This window comes from Arcicella sp. BE140 (genome assembly GCF_031456255.1).
In the GTDB taxonomy this organism is placed as follows: Bacteria; Bacteroidota; Bacteroidia; order Cytophagales; family Spirosomataceae; genus Arcicella; species Arcicella aquatica.
Map to the genome: position 1 here is coordinate 262,686 of NZ_JAVDUE010000001.1, position 17,962 is coordinate 280,647.

Below are 17,962 nucleotides of genomic sequence, written 5' to 3' on the forward strand. Positions count from 1 at the left end.
CATATGAGAGACAACACTACTATTATTAAATTATTACTTGTTGATGATGATGAAGATGATTTTTTGCTTACAAAAGATTATCTAAGAGATATTGAAACTCAACAATTTGAAATTGATTGGGCTTTTTCATTTGATAATGCAGTAGAAAAAATCAAAAATAAGCAATACGATTTATGCTTTTTTGACTTTTTGTTGGGGTCTAAAACAGGTCTTGATTTACTAAAAGCTGGTACGGATCATGGGTTAAAAGCTCCCGTTATTTTACTAACAGGGAAAGGTGATAAGCGTATAGACGTAGAAGCAATGTCACTTGGTGCATTTGATTATTTGGTGAAAAGCGATTTAGACGCTGACAAGCTAGAAAGATGCATCCGTTATGCACTAGAAAGAGCTAATACGCTTTCGACGCTCCGTGAAAGTGAGCGTAAGTATAGAAATATCTTCGATCAAACAAAAGAGGCCATTTTTACCGCTCGGTTAGATGGGACTTTTAATTACTTTACTCCTTCAACAGCCGAACTTTTTGGTTACACAGAAGAGGAGCTTTATCGACTAAAAAGCTATTCTGTTTTTGTTCATGCAGCAGACCGTCGGCAATTTATTAATAAGTTGGAATCTGAAGGGGAAATCAGCGACTTTGAAGTATTATTGGAAACTAAATTTGGAGAAAAAAAGCAATGTTCTATTCACTGTAATCGCCAGTTAGATAGCGATGGTAATCCATATTACCTAGGTATCATTCATGATATTACAGCTAGAAAGAAAGATGAACGTGATTCTTTACTCTATCAAAAAATGGCCGCTACTGGGCGTTTAGTTCGCACTTTGGCTCATGAGGTTCGTAACCCACTTACCAACATCAATCTTTCGATTGAACAGATGGAGGTTGATTTTGAGGAAGATGACGAAGATGCCAAATTCTTTATTGATATTATACGAAGAAATAGTCAGCGAATCAATGACTTGATTTCTGAATTATTGAATACTTCCAAACCGTCTGAAGTAACCTTTAGTAGATATACTTTACAGGAAATTTTAGATAGTACTATTGAACAGGCAATAGATAGAATTAACTTAAAGAATATTCAATTAATTACCGATTACTCATCAGAAATTTGGATTGATGTTGATAAAGCCAAAATTCAAATAGCCCTCCTCAACATTATTATTAATGCGGTTGAGGCTATGAAAGAAGGAGAAGGTATTTTGATAATTAAGGCTACCCAAAGGAGTAAATTTGCCATCGTTACAATTGAAGATAACGGTGTAGGCATTAGTCAAGAACATATTGACCGCCTTTTTGAGCCTTATTTTACTTCAAAAAATAATGGTATTGGCTTGGGCTTGGCCGCTACCCTCAACATTATTCAATCTCATAAAGCGAGGGTAGAGGTTGAATCAGAATTAGAAAAAGGTACAAAATTTACGATTACCTTTACTCAGGTATCGTAGTATTGGGATTGTGTGGTTCTGGGAGTTTCTTCCTAGAAGAAAACAATAGAATGGTTGAAGCCATTACTATACTTGCAATGATGATTACAATCCCTAAAATAGCACTAAATACAATGTATTGATAGAATATGGTATCATTATAACGAGCGATGATGATACCACACAAAGCCCAAATGGTGGCGAATCCTATATAACTATTCCTTAAATCAATAACCAATAAGAAGGTAATAAAGCTTCCAGCTAGAATCATAATACTTGCCCAAGACTGCCCAAGGATGTAGCCTTCTGTCCATCCGAAGCCAACTAAACAAGCCGTAGCATTGGCGATTGTAGCGATACAAATCCAGCCTAGGTATATACCAAACGATGCTTTTATAATAAACCTCGTAGCACTTCTAAGATACGGCTGAGTTGCTTTTATATGGTAATTGATTTTGATTAATGTAACCAGAATCCCAATCATAATAACCATTGATAAGGTCAAAAACTCATAATGCCAAGCTAAAATCCATAACGAATTAAGGATAGCATTGATGATAAACCAAAAGCCAATTTCGTCTACCACGAAACCTATGGTTGGATCAGGCTTTTTCTGAAAAAGACTTTTTGCCTGCACAAAGCAAAACAGCAACAATAGAAAATAGATTACTCCCCAGATAGAAAAAGTAATACCAGCAGGCACAAACAAATTAGGATATTGGTCTGACAATTCCTTGGTCGTTTTGTCATTGAGTGGTAAAGCATTTGCTAAACCATTCATAATTACCATTACAATAAAGAAGATAAAATTGAATACTTGTAATGATTTTATCTTTATAGGATTTAATGAAACTGCTTCCATAATTTTTAAGATTAGTTTGTTACTGGGTGTTTTACTTCAAGTTCTTTTTTGATGATAAATACGGCATTGCTATTAGGCTCTATTGGCGTGCCATAACGGCGAGTATATACTTTGGTGAATTCTGCCCCAAAGTATAGAATAATAGACGAGTAGTACACCCATAATAGGATTAAAACAATTGAGCCAGCCGCCCCAAATGTGGAAGTAACCCCCGATTGTCCGAGATAAACACCAATTAAAAACTTGCCTACCATAAATAGCAAGGAAGTAAGACCTGCGCCAATCAAGGTGTCTTTCCAAGAAATTTTACCGTCGGGCAGTACTTTAATAATTACGGCAAAGAGGAGGGTAATGATTCCCCAAATGACTATAATATTTATGAAGCTGAAAAGGAATACAGTAAAGCTACTCTCAAAATACCGCTGAAGTTGTGTGTCGAATAGTCCTAACAGTGCATTGATTGTTAAAGAAATCAATAAAAGAAAACCAAGTGTGATGATGAGTGAAAAAGATAAAAAACGGTTGATAAGATATTTTACCCAACTGTTTTTAGGTTTGGCCTTCAACGACCAAATATAATTGATAGAATCTTGAATTTCTGCAAAAACCCCTGTTGCTCCTAGTAAAAGTGTGACAAAACCCATGATGGCTGCAAAACCCGACTGGTTCGACTTTTCTGCATTTTTTAACAATTCTTGTACTTGCTTAGCTGCTGAATTACCAATTAGTTGATTTATTTGCCCAAAAAGCTCGCCTCGTATGGCATCTTTACCAAAAAAAATACCCGCTACTGAAATCACAATAATAAGCATCGGAGCAAGCGAAAAAATAGTATAATAAGATAAAGAGGCACTCAGTTTAGTAGCATTATCATTTGAAAATTCACCAAAAACTTCTCCTGCAAAACTAGTATATTCTTTGAATTTATGTTTTAGGGTATATTTCATTGTTGTATTATTTTGATGTTACTAATCTGCTAATATTATAATGCCATTATAACCTGTATAAAAATGTAGATATTTTTCTACATTTGTGGCCTTTTAAAAGGCAATTTTGCCTTTTATTTGTGGCATCAAAATTTAATTAATGAAAATGCTTAACAAATGTTACCTTTTAGCGATTAATTACGTATAAAGTAATAGAAACCAAATATGTAATTGTCCGATATGTATAATTTAATTATAGCTCCCTTAGCGAAAAATATTTTTTCTATGATTGCCTTTTTACTCTTAATAAGTTGGGTAATCAGCGTTTTTATGTTTAGTATAAATGGATTAGTCCACCTTTTTTTAGTATTTGCTTTAATTACAGTGCTGATATCAATTATTCACAAAGAGATGTAATTATTTTAATGTTCTTTAGCATTGAAATTTCTTTTTGCTTCTTCTAGTAAGTTGAGCACTTCCATTGAAAATATGAATGAATACGTAAATAGGACTACTAAGGCCAAAATGCTGAATATTGCTGTATTTTAAGGAATTTACATGTTATTAAGTTATAAATGTTAAGAATGTTGTTAGCTAAACAATTATATGTTAAAAGCATATAAGGATTGTATTATCTTACAATCCTTTTTTTTTGTGAGCAATAAAATGATCTAACTTAAAGTATTAAACCCAGAAATAAGCCAGATTGGCTGTAATTAAATAAAACCTATTCCGATGGCTCAACGATTTCCTTTCATTTTAAAATTTGCATTTTCACTGATATCAGTAACCATACTAGTGTATTGGCTAGTGGTTTTACAAGATATTCTAGTGCCTTTCTACGTGGCAGTTATTCTAGCAATGGCTTTATTCCCAATATCTAACTGGTTAGAAAAAATAGGATTGGGTAGGGTAGCAGGCGTAACTATTGCCTTGATTCTCTTTCTGGTGATTTCTGTTGGAGTTATCTGGTTGGCCTCTACACAAATAGCTAGCTTTTCTGAAATGTTTCCGCAATTAGAAAAGCGATTTACAGATTTGTTTTTGCAATGTCAAAGATGGACAGAACAACACTTTCATGTGGGACGGAAAATGCAGAATGACAAACTACGTCAGTACGCAACGGGGATGTTATCAAGTGGGGGAGTTGTATTTACATCTGCACTTTCAATGACAGGGAATATGCTTGGTAATCTATCTTTGATTCCGATTTATATGTTCTTCTTATTGTATTATCGCGATTTCTTCAAACTCTTTTTCTATAAAGTGTTTAAAAATGTGAGTAAGTATGCGATAGATACTGTTCTGACAAAGATTTATGAAGTAGTGCATAGTTATTTAAAAGGCCTTATTACGGTTACGTTCATTGTAGGAAGTTTAAATACGATTGGATTATTGGCTTTAGGAATAGACTATGCCATATTTTTTGGCTTTTTGGCAGCAGCCTTGTTAGTTATTCCCTTTATTGGTATCCTGATAGGTTCTATTTTGCCAATTATTATGGCATTGATTACCAAAGACTCGCCCATGTATGCAGTAGGAGTAGCAGGGGTTTTTATATTTGTCCAGTTTTTAGAAGGCAATTTTATTACACCACAAGTAGTAGGGTCTAAAATAAGTATCAATGGTTTAGTAGCCATTATTGCGTTATTACTTGGCTCGGCCCTCTGGGGTATCGCAGGTATGGCTCTTTCGCTGCCTACTGTGGCTATCTTGAAAGTTCTCTTTGATTCCATCACAGATTTAAAGCCATTCGGGTTTTTATTAGGAGAACCAGACCATAATCGGATTATGGAAGAGAAGAAAAAGAAGATGAGAGAGTTTGTACCTGAATTGGTTGAGACAATTAACGAAACAACTGAAGATGTAAAATCATTGGTGAAGGGTAAAAAAAAGAAGGCAGATAAAGCTGATTAACGAGAAGCTTTTTAGAAATATAATAGAAACGGATATCATTAAGGTATTCGTTTTTTTTTTTATAAAATGGGTATGCAAAGTGACAAAATTCTCCCACATTGTAGCAATTTAACCTCACCTCTACAACAAATTTACCTCAGATATACCATAAAAAGAGATGGTATATGTTTTTTATATTTTTAAGTACAACACATAGATTAAATGTTTGAATCTTTTGATGTTTTACCAATAGAACTTAAATGTTCTCAGAAAAAATTGATATTGTGTAGTATTTTCTACATAATTCCCCACAAATACCTTGTTTTGTGGTTTTTTATACACACTTTATTTGAAGGCTCAATTTTTTTTAGATTGGTATATTTTTTTTGTCCAAAAAAAAATCAAGATACAATGAGAAATTCAGTAATTGCTTTAATGATTGTTTCGGTATTTTTTTCTTGTTCTAGAAATGAGAAACAAGATATAGCCGATAAAGCTCAAGATGCTCAAGAGTTAGTGGAAGAGAAAACAGATAGTACTGTTGAGGGGTTGAAAGACGAAGCTAAAGATGTGAGTAAGAATATTGAATCTGAAAAAGATGCTTTGGTTTCAAAGATTGATTATAGCAAAGAGCAAATCAATATCAAGCTTAAACAAGCTGACGAAGACATCAAACATGCATCAGCACAAGAGAAAGCTAGATTAGAAAAAAAGAAAAATGAATTGAAAAACTCATTAGATGAGTTAGATAAATCATTAGAAGAGTTGAAAAGTGAAAAGAAACGTGACTGGAAAGAATTTAAGAAAGATTTGAATAAGCAAATTGATAAAGTTCAAGAGAAAATTCAATAAATCTTTCAGGCTAGTCAATAAAGATATTTTGTCTTTTTCATAGTGGTTAGATTGTGATAAATGGGGAGTGGTAGTCTACTCCCATATTTATATGAAATTCCAGACCAGTATGAATAAGTTAAAAGTGGTTATAGCATAGTTAAACAGGGAGATTGTATGGATTTCCCTGTTTCTTGAAACCTTGGTGTGAACTACTTTCAAAAGATTATTAATTTAGTAATGGTTAGGTATTCGATAAAGGATAGGGAGAATCCTCCCTTTGCCTTTTTACTTAATCAATATATATGTCGATAGCATTGAGGTGTGAAGTTGGTTCGACCATTTTGAAGAAGAAATCTTTTATAAGATAATAATACTAATTAAGCAGTTAGGGTTTTTGGTTAAAGGAACAGCTTTTGTGAGCTATTCCTTTTTTGTTTTGTAGGGAAAAGTTTTGGGAGATAGCTAATATCAATCCATTATTAATAATTATATTACTTCAAAATAGGAATAAAATTACCCTAAATCGCATAATTTTATCTTGGTACAATTTATGTAATGTTAAATAGGAAATTTATAAACAGTAAAACTTATGAAAAAGGTACTTGCCTTAAAAGCTCACTTATTGATTATTTCATTAATATCAATATCGTTGTCAATGTATGCACAGAAGTCTGATACTATTAAAAGAACAGTAGTAGTGGAAGTTGATACTGTGGTAACAGGAACAAAACCGACTGTTAACACAACTACAGGAGAGGTTATTAATCAAAAGGAAATTCAGCCACCAGTGTTTTACCGAGGGTTACTGGTCATTGAAGGTGGTGTCGTGTATAACGATAATGTGATGCCTGTATTATTGGCAGGCGAATTTGGCTTAGCCAGAAATTTTGGGTTAGATGCCAGAGCGTGGTATGGTAGTAATACTAAAAATGGAAATAAGTATGAAAATGGTTTTCTGGGCGTAGGGTTGAATTATCACTTTTCGGGTGAAGACAGCGATAAACCAAGTAAATTTGACCCTTATATAGGAGGTCTCTATGGGAAAATTTTAGATGCCTCGGGAACAGCCTTTTATGCACAAGCAGGGGGACGATTATTCATCTTCAAAAGTTTAGGCGTTTTTGCTAACCTGAATGTTGGCATTGTGGGCAAGCGAGGAACAAATTTATCTTTTGGTCTTTCTTATAAAATACATTAATACTCTTTTTTATTGAATTAAGGCTAGCACTGATTTCAATGTGTAAATACACAATGGAATCAGTGCTAGCCTTTCTTTTTGAGCTTGTTTCTCCTTATAACAAGGATAAACTTTATATTTATAGTTAATATATTTACTTGCTTGAAAGTATCTGAGCAAACATTAACCTCTAGAACATATTCTGTGATAATTGTTGACTAATTTATAACTCATTCAATAAAAAGATGAATGTTAAAGAACATATTCAAGACGTTGAACGCCAATTGAGTCGTCGAGAGTTTCTATTCAAATCTGGCTTAGCCTTGGGTGCTACTGCTTTGGGTTCTATCATCAATCCTTTACAGGCTTTAGCTAGCAATGGCACACCACATTTCGCTCCAAAAGCTAAGCGAGTTATTTATTTATTCCAATCAGGTGCGCCTTCGCAACTAGAACTTTTTGATTATAAACCCAAACTTAAACAAATGTTTGGGCAAGAATTGCCCGCATCAGTACGTGGAGGACAACGATTGACAGGAATGTCTTCCAGTCAGAAATCTTTTCCGTTGGCCATGGGTAAATTCCAGTTTGCTCAATATGGCAATTCACGTGCTTGGATGAGCGATTTACTACCTCATCATCATCAGATAGCAGACGAACTTACGTTTATAAAATCGATGCACACAGAGGCCATTAATCATGACCCTGCCGTGACCTTCTTCCAGACTGGTAATCAACAAGCTGGACGCCCATCGATGGGTTCTTGGGTAAGTTATGGCTTAGGTTCTGATAATAAAAATTTACCCACTTTCTGTGTCCTACTTTCTCGTTCAAATAATTATGACCAACCGCTGTATGCTAAATTATGGGGAAATGGCTTTTTACCTTCTGAACATCAAGGGGTAATGTTTAGGGCAGGGAAAGACCCTGTTTTATATTTGAACGACCCTGACGGCATGGACAGAACCTCAAGAAGAAGAATGTTGGATTATCTAGGGAAATTGCATCAAGAACAGTTTAAACAAGAGCAAGATGCTGAAATCAATTCAAGGATTAGTCAGTATGAAATGGCTTATAGAATGCAAACGTCTGTACCAGAAACCTTAGATATTTCGAAAGAGCCCGACTATATCTATCAAATGTATGGAGACGATGCACGCAAGCCTGGTACTTTTGCTGCAAACTGTTTGTTAGCTAGGAAGTTGGCAGAAAAAGATGTAAAATTCATTCAATTGTATCATCAAGGGTGGGACCATCACGGAGGCTTGCCTGAAAATATCAAGAAAATCACCAAAGATGTTGACCAAGCTTCTGCGGCCTTGATTAAAGATTTAAAACAGCGAGGAATGTTAGAAGATACCTTAGTAGTATGGGGAGGGGAATTTGGTAGAACGAATTATTCACAGGGAAAACTAACAGTAGATAATTATGGAAGAGACCACCATCCGAGATGTTTTACCATTTGGATGGCAGGGGCAGGGGTTAAAAAAGGAATAACTTATGGCGAAACCGACGAGTTTGGCTATAACATCGTTCGAGACCCCGTACATGTACATGATTTTCAAGCTACACTACTACATTTAATGGGAATAGACCATGAGAAAATGGTCTTTAAACATCAAGGAAGGCGTTACAGACTAACAGATGTTGCAGGGAAAGTTGTTAAACCAATTTTGGTTTAGAAGTATCAATTAGCTACACAAAATATACAATTTGTATAATAAATGTTGTATATTTATATAATGATATGAATTAAATGAAGGTTAAAATTTTTAATGTAAAAGATGACTCGCACGTAGACGCTGAAATCTGTGAAGCTATCAAAAAAAATATTCTCCTTCCTTCTTTAACTGATGGATGGAGATTTAATTTTAAGAAGCACTCCAAAGTAAAAGGGACTAAAACATATATTTTAGTTTGTGAAGAAACTTCAAATGTTATAGAAGGCTGTTTGATATTCAAAATGAAAGATAGTGTAGAGCCATATATGGCTTATATTGAGATTGCACCTCATAATCATGGAGATAATAGAAAATATGATAAAGTCGCTGGATGTCTTATCGCATTTGCTTGTAGGTTAAGCTTTATTCATGGAGAAAGAGATTTTAAAGGATGGCTTGCTTTTGATATCTTAGAAGAAGATAAAGTAAACGAAATTAGATTAATGAACCTTTACTCAAAAAGGTATAATGCCCTAAGGTTCGGAGAAACGACAATGGTTATTCCACCTGAGGGAGGCGAAAAATTAATCAATGAATTTTTACAATAGAAATTATGGAAAATAAAGAAATTCAAATTAACCAAATTTGGAATGATGATAAGCGAAATGATTTAAAAGAATTTATTTTAATACACGCTAAGGCTCAAACCGAAGAAAGAAAATTGACAAATCAACTGTTATCTATTCAATATAAAATAGAGGACTATATCCAAAATGATTTTGAAAATGGCGAAATGTTAAAAATACTTGATTTCGTTAAAATGTATTTAAAGGCACTAAATATCTCTCAGAAAAGATTGGCTAATTTATTTGAAATGAAGGATAGTAATTTACATAAGTATCTGGCAGGAGAGCGAAAATTGAATACAGAAATAGTGTTAAAGTTAAGCTCTTTCTCACATACCAAACCAGAATATTGGTATAGAATACAGGTTAAAAATGAATTGCTTGAATTAAAAAAAGAGAGTGGCAAAATTGATTTTTATAAAAAGTACGATTACAAAAATTTGATAGAAGTATAATCTATCCTAATCGCGTCATTTATCTTCATAAACTAACAACACTCGCTATTTTCTGAGCGAGGGTTGTTAGAGAATATGACCAATATTAATAGAGAGATAATACCTATTTAAAATCTTTTGATGTATTTCAGCGTTACTTATCAAAAACGCATTCAAAAAAAATATCAAATGTCTTATCTAAAAATCACTTTATTGGCTTTAATTGTTTTTTGTACAACTTTTTCTTGTAAGAAAGATGAAAATATCGTTGTCAAAACCAAAACAGAAAATATTACAAGTACAATCTGGCAAGTACAATCGGCGTCAGCTTCTGGCGGTTTAGTAGTTGTTTATACAAGAGACCAAGCTAATAATGGCTATGACTTATCTAAAGTAAGATTAAGTTTCAAAACCGATGGCAAGGTTACAGCCATTGATACGAATGGTAATACCTCAAGCAATGGCACTTGGAAATTCACCAATAACGAAACTTCTATCGAAATTACAGATGTTAATATTGCTGGAATCAGTTCAGGCACTTTAACCGTCATTCAGCTTACTGACAAAAACTTCGATTTTAGCAGTAAAGCATCTTTCCCACAATTAGGTATTTCAAATGTTGACGCCACTGTAAAAATGACGCCAGCACCATAATTTATAAATCGCCTAGTTGCGGACGCATTACTATTTCCTCTAAAACAGTTGTGGAAGGTAAGCTATAGGCAGTCCAGATTACTGTTGCAATATCATCAGAAGCGATAAATCTTTCGGTGGGCAATTCAACACCAGCCCAAGAGTTGGTAAAAGTAGCCCCCGGAAGAATGCTCGTTACCCTGATGGCATAAGGTTTTAGTTCTTCTCTCAAAACCTTACTCATACCCAGCATGGCAAATTTTGAAATACAGTATGAACCCCCATTAGTATAGGCAACTATACTGGCTACCGAACAAATATTAAAAATATAACCAGCTTTTTGGGTAATCATATCACCGACCAATGCCCTTGTCAGGTTATAAGCACTGTAGAGGTTAGTCTCAATCATGGTCTCTAAAGTTCCTTCTTCTTCATTATGAATTTGTCCCGGCAAAAAATAACCAGTATTATTTACCAACACATCAACGTGCGGGGTAGAAGATTTTACAAAATTAGCAAAAGCCAATACTTCTGCTTTTTTTGATAAATCAGCTTGGAAGAAAAGTACATTATCGGGTAAATCATTCTCAGTACTTCTGGCACAAGTGATTACTAAAAAGCCTTCTTTTGCAAATTTTTCAACGATGGCTCTACCAATACCTTTTGTGCCACCTGTTACTACTATCGTTTTGTTCATTATCTTTGTCTATTATATCTTAACTTAAAGTCGTTTAATCTGTAAAAGGTTTAAATTCTTTTCTAATCCTAGAAGTATTCATGCTTCAATAATCTCAGAAAGAATGTCAATAATAGGTAAATATTTTATTTTCTTAGGAAAACTGTTCTCGAACCGCGAAAAGTTCAAAGTATATACTAGGCTAACCGTTGATGAAGCCGTACAGATTGGGATTGGCTCATTATTGATTGTATCAATTGTTTCTTTCTTTTTAGGAGCTGTTACTTGTGTACAAACCGCAGCCAATTTAGATAACCCTTTTGTTCCGCATTATATCATCAGTTTAATTGTTCGTGATTCAACCATTCTTGAATTTGCCCCGACCATCACTGGTATCGTATTGGCAGGGAAAGTAGGTTCAAATATCGCTGGTGAATTAGGGACGATGCGTATTACCGAACAGATTGATGCTTTAGAAGTAATGGGTATTAATTCTACCTCATATTTGGTACTACCCAAAGTCGTTGCCTCTATCATTGTTTTCCCGATGTTGGTTACGCTTGCCGCTTTCCTTTCTATCTATGGTGGTTATTTGGCTGGCTGGTTAACAGGAGCAATCTCACCTCAGGAATATATTCAAGGGATTCAATTTGAATTTAACGCATTCAATGTCCCTTTTGCCTTGATTAAATCAGTTGTTTTTGCCTTCCTGATTGTTTCGATTTCTGCTTTTAAAGGATATTTTACAAGTGGAGGAGCTTTAGAAGTTGGTCAAGCCAGTACAGCAGCCGTTACTAATAGCTGTATAGCTGTATTGATTGCAGATTACTTATTGGCACAACTACTTGTCACAGCTTAGTTTATTCCTCAACATCCTAACGAGTTATTATTAAGTAATTCGTTAGGATGTCGATAGTCAATTCTCTTCTACTGACAGCATCTCCACTAGTTTCACAGCTTCTATTGCTTCTTGAACATCATGTACTCGGAGGATATTAGCTCCCTTCGTCAAAGCTATAGTATTCAATACAGTAGTAGCATTCAACGCATCATTGGGCGATATATCCAACGTTCGCCAAATCATTGATTTTCTGGATACTCCGACAAGCATCGGACATTCCATCACTTCAAAGTCTCTGAGATGATTCAACAAAATATAGTTTTGATTGATGGTTTTGGCAAATCCGAAGCCCAAATCTATAATAATATCCTTTTGCCCTAATTGGCGTAATTGAAATACTTTTTGTTGTAAATCATCCAGCACATCCATCACCAAATCATCATAATGAGTCATTTGTTGCATCGTTTCTGGAGTACCTCTGCTATGCATCAAAACGTAGGGTACATTTAAATTAGCGACGGTTTCAAACATTTTATCATCCAACAAACCTCCTGCTATATCATTCACCATGATGGCGCCAGCTTCCACACATTTTAGTGCTACTCCAGCCCGAAAAGTATCAATAGAAATCAATGCTTCTGGGAAATGCTTGATAATAATTTCCACCACAGGCAGTACTCTTGATAATTCCTCCTCTTCACCAACAGGCCTAGACCCTGGTCTGGTAGAATGTCCACCAATATCTAAAAAGGTAGCACCTGATGAAAGCATTTTTTCAACTTGTATAAGTACTTTCGATAAGTCATCATACCGACTATTAGCATAAAATGAATCAGGCGTAATGTTTAATATACCCATTATTCTGGGGATAGTTAAGTCGATAAGTTTACCCTTGCAATTGATATTCATAAATTTTTATTAAACTATTTAAGGACAAAAGTCACCAAAGATAAATAAAATTGTAAAGTCATTTTGTCTAGTACTCGTAAACTACTCCAGATAAAATTTATCAAATGCTAAATTTGGCAGAATAATAATTCAAAAAATATATTTTATCTTGCCATCCTTAAGAAATCTTCTCATCATGAAACTAAAAATATTTACTGCTCTTTTTCTAGGAATGATTAATGTTACCCTTGCTCAAACGAAAGTTAAGGCGATAAAAGCAGGGAGATTGATTGACGTGGTATCTGGAGAAGTCCTGAAAAATCAAATTATTCTCATTGATAGCAATATCATTGTAAATATTGGCTCAAACCTAGCGATTCCTAAAAATGCAGAAATCATTGATTTGAGTAATGCTACAGTTTTACCAGGCTTAGTAGACTGTCATACGCATATCACTGCTCAACCAAGTGGTGATTATTATGCAGATATTTTTAGAAAAACACCGATGGACTATGCTGTTACGGCTCATATCTTTACTAAAAGGACGTTAGAGGCGGGTTTTACAACTTGTAGAGATGTTGGTGCTGCGGCCTTTGTTGATGTCGCTGTCAGAAATGCTATCAATAATGGAGAAATCGTCGGCCCACGTTTAAAAGTAGCTACATTATTTATTGGTTCAACGGGCAGTCATGGAGATTTGAATGGATTCTCTCCCTTTCTATCATGGCAGTTTCCTAAACAAATGAGTGGCGTAGCCGATGGCGTGGATGAATTAAGAAAACAAGTACGCTATAATATTAAATACGGAGCAGATGTCATAAAATTCGGTGCGAGTGCGGGTGTTTTATCTGAAGAAGAAAGTGTAGGAGCACCTCAATTTACGCAAGAGGAAATGAATGCTATCGTAGATGAAGCAAAAATTTGGGGACGCAAGACCTGCGCGCATGCTCATGGCACACAAGCCATTAAAATGGCTATTAAAGCTGGTGTAGCATCGGTGGAACATGGCAGTTTTATTGACGCAGAGGGAATAGAACTCATGAAACAACACGGTACATATTTAGTGGCTGATATTTACAATGACGACTATATATTAAGTGAATATGGTAAACTGGGTTATCCTCAAAAAATTATTGAAAAAGAAAGACTAGTAGGCAGACTTCAACGTGAAAATTTTGAGAAAGCCGCCAAGGCAGGCGTGAAAATTGCTTTTGGGTCGGATGCTGGCGTTTATCCACATGGATGGAATGCTAAACAGTTTTTTTATATGGTCAAATTTGGGCTAAGTCCCCTTCAAGCCATTCAATCAGCTACTATCAATGCCGCAGATTTGTTAGATTGGAAAGATAAAATTGGTTCTATCTCAAAAGGAAAGTTTGCAGATATTATCGCCGTAGAAGGCAACCCTTTAGAAAATGTAAGTATTCTGGAAAAAGTGAAATTTGTGATGAAGGATGGAATTACTTATAAAAATGAATTAAAGAAGTAAAATACTTTATAAAAGAGTAAATTTTGTCATCTATAGTAGTGTTTTTTACTCAAGTGTTTATATTTAAGTTGAAATAATACAAATTTTTTTGTATTATATTACCAATTGCAATAATTTAGCATATTACTTAGGGAAAGTCATAATTTATTTCTGTTATTCTTAATTTTCAGCAAGGATTCTTTTTAATCTAACAGGATTTCTAATAATTTAATATGCATAATCTCGATTACTTAATGAATGAAATATGCAAAAGCCTCTCTGCGATTGGTATTATCATTGCATTAATAACCTTTCCCTATCTAAAAAGTAAAAATAAATCTAATATTTTCTTATCATCCTATTTCCTTATTTCGGGTATTTATGCGCTATTGCATTATAACCTTTTAAATAATGGAAATCCTAGTATCGTAGCTTTTCTCTATGCCACTACTGCTCCTTTAGTATATTTGTTCAGACCTATCTCTTATCTGTATGTTAGATCTATGCTTACTAAGAAAATAACATTTAAAAAATGGGACTATATTTTAATACTACCAGCAGTACTTTATGTGTTTGATGTAATGCCTTATTTATTGACATCATTCGATAACAAGCTTAGATTAGCTTATCTTCTTATAGAGGATCAAAATAATATATTCAGACACCCCGTTACGTACTTTACAACGCCCACATTTCATTTTACATTTAGACCCCTCTTTAGTTTAGCCGTTTCTTTTGCAGAGTTGGTGATGCTTTATAAATATTTTAGAGATAAGCCACAGACAAAAACTGATTATCCCACTACCTATAATTGGCTTTGGACTTTTTCATTGATTGGTGCTACATTAACCATTACATTATCTGTAGTTTCTCTAGTTCTCAATACTTTCGACCATCAGGTTAAACTGAATTATGATGGAGCTATCGTATTTATGAATATTTCTAATGCCCTTTTCTTGTGTTTAAATATTTCAGTATTCTTATTTCCTAGAATGCTCTATGGCTTATTGGCAGAACCTGAAACCAATACTTCTTTTACATTTAGACCACAAATCATTGTAAATAACAAAGTAGAAGATCAAATAAAACCATCGTTTAAATTAGAAGAAGCTAGGGTGTCAGAAATAGAGACAATGATTCAAGAATATTTTATTCAAGAAAAGCCTTATTTAGATGATAGCTTTACGATTAATAAGCTTTCGGAATCTTTAGATATTCCGATACACCACCTTAGTTATTACTTTAATTATCATCTTTTAAAAAAATTCTCAGACTTCAAGAATGAATGTAGAATAAACTATGCTATTCAGTTATTGAAAGAAGGAATTTTAAAAAAATATACTATCGAGCAACTATACCATGAAGCAGGCTTTTCTACAAAAAGCAATTTCTATCGTGTGTTTCGGTTACATACAGGTAAAACGCCTATTGAATTTCTGGAAGAAATTAATGCCTAAATTTCTTCTATTTCTACTGATTAATTATTAGTATTTATCCAAAAGTATTTACTTTAAGTTCCCAACTGCTTACATACCCATCAATACAAGCTATTTATTAGAATAAAATTGTTTTATATTGCAATATTTTAATATACTTAAGACCTATTTCTTCTTTTTTAAGTTGATATATTCGATATTAAGTTAACAAATGCATTATGCTAGAATATTTTAAATCTGAAATTGTCAGAATTGTGTACGTTATCGGCATAATTGTGGGAGTATTCAGCTTCCCCTATTTAAAAAATAAAAACAAGGCAAATATCTTTTTATCTCTTCATTTCCTTTCAATGGGTATTTTTGCCTTGTACTATTTAAGTACTTTAAAGAATAAGGATGATTTTTTTGTTGCTTTATTATATGGCATAATTATTCCATTATCATTCCTCGTTCGCCCATTTGGTTATTGGTATGTGAAATTTATGCTTTTAAAAAAAGTAAGATTTAATAAATGGGATTTTCTGATAATCTTACCTGCCCTTTTAAGTTTAATTGAGACCTTCCCATTCATTATTGCTCCTATGGAGCATAAGCTTAAAATAGCAAAGTTTATCACCCATGATATCAATAATATATTTGTATATGCACCGACTTTTTTATTTAACTTTAAATTTTACTTTGTTTTAAGACCCATATTCAATTTTGCCTTATGCCTTGCACAAATACATCTGCTTTATAAATATGTTAAAGGTCATTCACTTCAAAAAACTATTTTTACCTCAACCCTCCAGTGGCTATGGGTGTTTTCAATACTCAGTATTGTTTTAACAATTACCCTAGCAACATTATCACTTTTAGTTAGAAATAATTTTGATATTTCATTAAATGCGGGGTTATTCATTAATGACTTGATGGACTATGCAATTTTTATTTATTTTTTATTAAATGTTTCAATATTCTTTTTCCCAAAAATTTTATATGGAATTTCAGATGAAGGTGAAGAGTTTTTTATTGAAGACACACTAGCAGAAGTCAAAATAGAGAAATCCAACAAGCCTAACTTTAAATTAGATGATGCTCGGTTAGCAGAAATTAATGCTATTATTGAAACATATTTTTTAGAAGATAAGCCTTACCTAAATGATAACTTTACCATCATAGAATTATCAGAAACTTTAAACATTCCGATACACCATCTTAGTTATTACTTTAATTATCATCTTTTAAAAAAATTCACAGATTATAAAAATGAGTGGAGGGTAAACTATGCAATCCAATTATTAAAAGATGGTATTCTTAAAAAGTATACAATTGAGCAATTATACCACGAAGCGGGCTTTTCTACGAAGAGCAATTTTTATAGAGTGTTTAGATTACACACAGGAAAAACACCTATTGAATATATGGAAGAAATTAAAAACTAACCTTAAATCTCCAGCGTTTAAGGAGAAAAATAGTAATTATCGTAACTCTCAGCAGCAAAATTTGTTTTTTCTTTAGCAGTGCTATAGGTTTTGATGTGCTCGGAAAATCCTTGAAAAGTGCTTAAAAACTATCAAATCTCCTCCAAAAAGTCGAAAATTGGTTCTTTTTTCTAAAATACTACTAAAATAGAACCCAGATGTTAACATATTGACACTTGTTCCCACAATATTTGCAAACGTATATTTTACCAAATGTTAACCACTACTTCTTTTGCCTTCTTATCCGTATCTGAGATAAAGAGAACTAGCTAACCATTAATGATAAGTGAACTAATGTATTACTAACATACCATACCCAACCCATAATTTTTTTCGATACCTTTTGATTAATATTTTGAACAGATACATCTTTCCTTAATAATGATTACTGTATATGTTAAGCACAATAACCACTTTAGATATCGAAGCAGTTGAGATCCTTGCGGTTAATATTACTGAGGAACTTTTGAGAGGTAGAAATACTCTCAAGTCTGAAACTATGGCTTTAAAAGTAAGAATTAAAGTAAGAATGTTGAGAACAATTTCACATCAAAGGCTTACAATGAATCAAGAAAAACTTAAAAAACACCTAAGAACACAGGGCTTTACACCCCATTAATCATTTAGTTTATACAACTACTATACGAAACAAAAACAGTCCGTCTAAGAAAAAAAGCCCTCAGTTTTTAGGTAAACTGAGGGCTTGTTAT

The 17,962-nt window shown here is 33.6% G+C and carries 18 protein-coding genes; 14 read left to right on the forward strand and 4 right to left on the reverse strand.

The features are described from left to right. The first annotated feature begins 3 nt into the window (after positions 1 to 3). The gene (locus tag J2Y60_RS01120) at positions 4 to 1,452 is read left to right on the forward strand and encodes an ATP-binding protein (RefSeq protein ID WP_309912586.1); all 1,449 of its coding nucleotides are present in this window, start codon (positions 4 to 6) and stop codon (positions 1,450 to 1,452) included. On the opposite strand, the gene J2Y60_RS01125 is transcribed toward J2Y60_RS01120, so the two are convergent. Further along, entirely contained in the window at positions 1,436 to 2,293 is an 858-nt protein-coding gene (locus tag J2Y60_RS01125) for a hypothetical protein (RefSeq protein WP_309912584.1), read from the reverse strand. The genes J2Y60_RS01120 and J2Y60_RS01125 overlap by 17 nt on opposite strands. Before the next feature lie 11 nt (positions 2,294 to 2,304). Beyond that, the gene (locus tag J2Y60_RS01130) at positions 2,305 to 3,240 is read right to left on the reverse strand and encodes a YihY/virulence factor BrkB family protein (RefSeq protein WP_309912582.1); all 936 of its coding nucleotides are present in this window, start codon (positions 3,238 to 3,240) and stop codon (positions 2,305 to 2,307) included. A 264-nt stretch (positions 3,241 to 3,504) separates the two neighbouring features. Between J2Y60_RS01130 and J2Y60_RS24755 the strand changes: the two genes are divergently transcribed. The 8 genes from J2Y60_RS24755 to J2Y60_RS01165 all read left to right on the forward strand — a co-directional run bounded on the left by J2Y60_RS24755 (position 3,505) and on the right by J2Y60_RS01165 (position 10,501). Then, the gene (locus J2Y60_RS24755; protein WP_409014205.1) at positions 3,505 to 3,636 is read left to right on the forward strand and encodes a lmo0937 family membrane protein; all 132 of its coding nucleotides are present in this window, start codon (positions 3,505 to 3,507) and stop codon (positions 3,634 to 3,636) included. 318 nt (positions 3,637 to 3,954) lie between these two features. Continuing rightward, complete coding sequence (locus J2Y60_RS01135; protein ID WP_309912580.1) at positions 3,955 to 5,136, forward strand: AI-2E family transporter; 1,182 nt, start codon at positions 3,955 to 3,957, stop codon at positions 5,134 to 5,136. A 390-nt stretch (positions 5,137 to 5,526) separates the two neighbouring features. Further along, complete coding sequence (locus J2Y60_RS01140; RefSeq protein ID WP_309912578.1) at positions 5,527 to 5,967, forward strand: hypothetical protein; 441 nt, start codon at positions 5,527 to 5,529, stop codon at positions 5,965 to 5,967. Positions 5,968 to 6,538: 571 nt separating this feature from the next. Continuing rightward, on the forward strand, positions 6,539 to 7,147 hold the full coding sequence (locus J2Y60_RS01145; RefSeq protein ID WP_309912576.1) for a hypothetical protein: 609 nt from the start codon (positions 6,539 to 6,541) through the stop codon (positions 7,145 to 7,147). Between the two features lie 224 nt (positions 7,148 to 7,371). Beyond that, complete coding sequence (locus J2Y60_RS01150; protein ID WP_309912574.1) at positions 7,372 to 8,808, forward strand: DUF1501 domain-containing protein; 1,437 nt, start codon at positions 7,372 to 7,374, stop codon at positions 8,806 to 8,808. A gap of 74 nt (positions 8,809 to 8,882) precedes the next feature. Then, positions 8,883 to 9,395: a hypothetical protein gene (locus J2Y60_RS01155; protein WP_309912572.1), complete on the forward strand. Its 513-nt coding sequence runs from the start codon at positions 8,883 to 8,885 to the stop codon at positions 9,393 to 9,395. Between the two features lie 5 nt (positions 9,396 to 9,400). Beyond that, entirely contained in the window at positions 9,401 to 9,868 is a 468-nt protein-coding gene (locus tag J2Y60_RS01160; protein WP_309912570.1) for a helix-turn-helix domain-containing protein, read from the forward strand. Between the two features lie 168 nt (positions 9,869 to 10,036). Further along, positions 10,037 to 10,501, forward strand: a complete 465-nt coding sequence (locus J2Y60_RS01165; RefSeq protein WP_309912568.1) for a hypothetical protein — start codon at positions 10,037 to 10,039, stop codon at positions 10,499 to 10,501. Position 10,502: 1 nt separating this feature from the next. Here J2Y60_RS01165 and J2Y60_RS01170 read toward each other — a convergent pair whose 3' ends face one another. Beyond that, positions 10,503 to 11,177 carry an SDR family oxidoreductase gene (locus J2Y60_RS01170; RefSeq protein WP_309912566.1) on the reverse strand — a complete coding sequence of 225 codons (675 nt, stop codon included), beginning with the start codon at positions 11,175 to 11,177 and terminating at the stop codon, positions 10,503 to 10,505. A gap of 103 nt (positions 11,178 to 11,280) precedes the next feature. Here J2Y60_RS01170 and J2Y60_RS01175 point away from each other — a divergent pair, with 103 nt between their 5' ends. Beyond that, entirely contained in the window at positions 11,281 to 12,015 is a 735-nt protein-coding gene (locus tag J2Y60_RS01175) for an ABC transporter permease (RefSeq protein WP_309912564.1), read from the forward strand. Between the two features lie 57 nt (positions 12,016 to 12,072). Here J2Y60_RS01175 and folP read toward each other — a convergent pair whose 3' ends face one another. After that, positions 12,073 to 12,855, reverse strand: coding sequence for a dihydropteroate synthase (folP, locus tag J2Y60_RS01180; RefSeq protein ID WP_309994519.1), 783 nt, complete (start codon positions 12,853 to 12,855; stop codon positions 12,073 to 12,075). Positions 12,856 to 13,081: 226 nt separating this feature from the next. Here folP and J2Y60_RS01185 point away from each other — a divergent pair, with 226 nt between their 5' ends. The 4 genes from J2Y60_RS01185 (at position 13,082) to J2Y60_RS01200 (ending at position 17,871) form a co-directional block, all read left to right on the forward strand. Beyond that, positions 13,082 to 14,374: an amidohydrolase family protein gene (locus tag J2Y60_RS01185; protein WP_309912560.1), complete on the forward strand. Its 1,293-nt coding sequence runs from the start codon at positions 13,082 to 13,084 to the stop codon at positions 14,372 to 14,374. Between the two features lie 212 nt (positions 14,375 to 14,586). Then, entirely contained in the window at positions 14,587 to 15,810 is a 1,224-nt protein-coding gene (locus J2Y60_RS01190) for an AraC family transcriptional regulator (protein WP_309958946.1), read from the forward strand. Between the two features lie 197 nt (positions 15,811 to 16,007). Continuing rightward, positions 16,008 to 17,213 carry an AraC family transcriptional regulator gene (locus tag J2Y60_RS01195; protein ID WP_309912556.1) on the forward strand — a complete coding sequence of 402 codons (1,206 nt, stop codon included), beginning with the start codon at positions 16,008 to 16,010 and terminating at the stop codon, positions 17,211 to 17,213. Positions 17,214 to 17,646: 433 nt separating this feature from the next. Then, a complete protein-coding gene (locus J2Y60_RS01200) occupies positions 17,647 to 17,871 on the forward strand; it encodes a hypothetical protein (RefSeq protein ID WP_309958948.1) in 225 nt (74 codons plus the stop codon). Positions 17,872 to 17,962 lie beyond the last annotated feature (91 nt).

Excerpts from the sequence above, each read along its gene's own strand:
- J2Y60_RS01120 (WP_309912586.1), top strand. The coding sequence starts at position 4 with ATGAGAGACAACACTACTATTATTAAATTATTACTTGTTGATGATGAT.
- J2Y60_RS01125 (WP_309912584.1), bottom strand. The coding sequence starts at position 2,293 with ATGGAAGCAGTTTCATTAAATCCTATAAAGATAAAATCATTACAAGTA.
- J2Y60_RS01130 (WP_309912582.1), bottom strand. The coding sequence starts at position 3,240 with ATGAAATATACCCTAAAACATAAATTCAAAGAATATACTAGTTTTGCA.
- J2Y60_RS24755 (WP_409014205.1), top strand. The coding sequence starts at position 3,505 with ATGATTGCCTTTTTACTCTTAATAAGTTGGGTAATCAGCGTTTTTATG.
- J2Y60_RS01135 (WP_309912580.1), top strand. The coding sequence starts at position 3,955 with ATGGCTCAACGATTTCCTTTCATTTTAAAATTTGCATTTTCACTGATA.
- J2Y60_RS01140 (WP_309912578.1), top strand. The coding sequence starts at position 5,527 with ATGAGAAATTCAGTAATTGCTTTAATGATTGTTTCGGTATTTTTTTCT.
- J2Y60_RS01145 (WP_309912576.1), top strand. The coding sequence starts at position 6,539 with ATGAAAAAGGTACTTGCCTTAAAAGCTCACTTATTGATTATTTCATTA.
- J2Y60_RS01150 (WP_309912574.1), top strand. The coding sequence starts at position 7,372 with ATGAATGTTAAAGAACATATTCAAGACGTTGAACGCCAATTGAGTCGT.
- J2Y60_RS01155 (WP_309912572.1), top strand. The coding sequence starts at position 8,883 with ATGAAGGTTAAAATTTTTAATGTAAAAGATGACTCGCACGTAGACGCT.
- J2Y60_RS01160 (WP_309912570.1), top strand. The coding sequence starts at position 9,401 with ATGGAAAATAAAGAAATTCAAATTAACCAAATTTGGAATGATGATAAG.
- J2Y60_RS01165 (WP_309912568.1), top strand. The coding sequence starts at position 10,037 with ATGTCTTATCTAAAAATCACTTTATTGGCTTTAATTGTTTTTTGTACA.
- J2Y60_RS01170 (WP_309912566.1), bottom strand. The coding sequence starts at position 11,177 with ATGAACAAAACGATAGTAGTAACAGGTGGCACAAAAGGTATTGGTAGA.
- J2Y60_RS01175 (WP_309912564.1), top strand. The coding sequence starts at position 11,281 with ATGTCAATAATAGGTAAATATTTTATTTTCTTAGGAAAACTGTTCTCG.
- folP (WP_309994519.1), bottom strand. The coding sequence starts at position 12,855 with ATGGGTATATTAAACATTACGCCTGATTCATTTTATGCTAATAGTCGG.
- J2Y60_RS01185 (WP_309912560.1), top strand. The coding sequence starts at position 13,082 with ATGAAACTAAAAATATTTACTGCTCTTTTTCTAGGAATGATTAATGTT.
- J2Y60_RS01190 (WP_309958946.1), top strand. The coding sequence starts at position 14,587 with ATGCATAATCTCGATTACTTAATGAATGAAATATGCAAAAGCCTCTCT.
- J2Y60_RS01195 (WP_309912556.1), top strand. The coding sequence starts at position 16,008 with ATGCTAGAATATTTTAAATCTGAAATTGTCAGAATTGTGTACGTTATC.
- J2Y60_RS01200 (WP_309958948.1), top strand. The coding sequence starts at position 17,647 with ATGTTAAGCACAATAACCACTTTAGATATCGAAGCAGTTGAGATCCTT.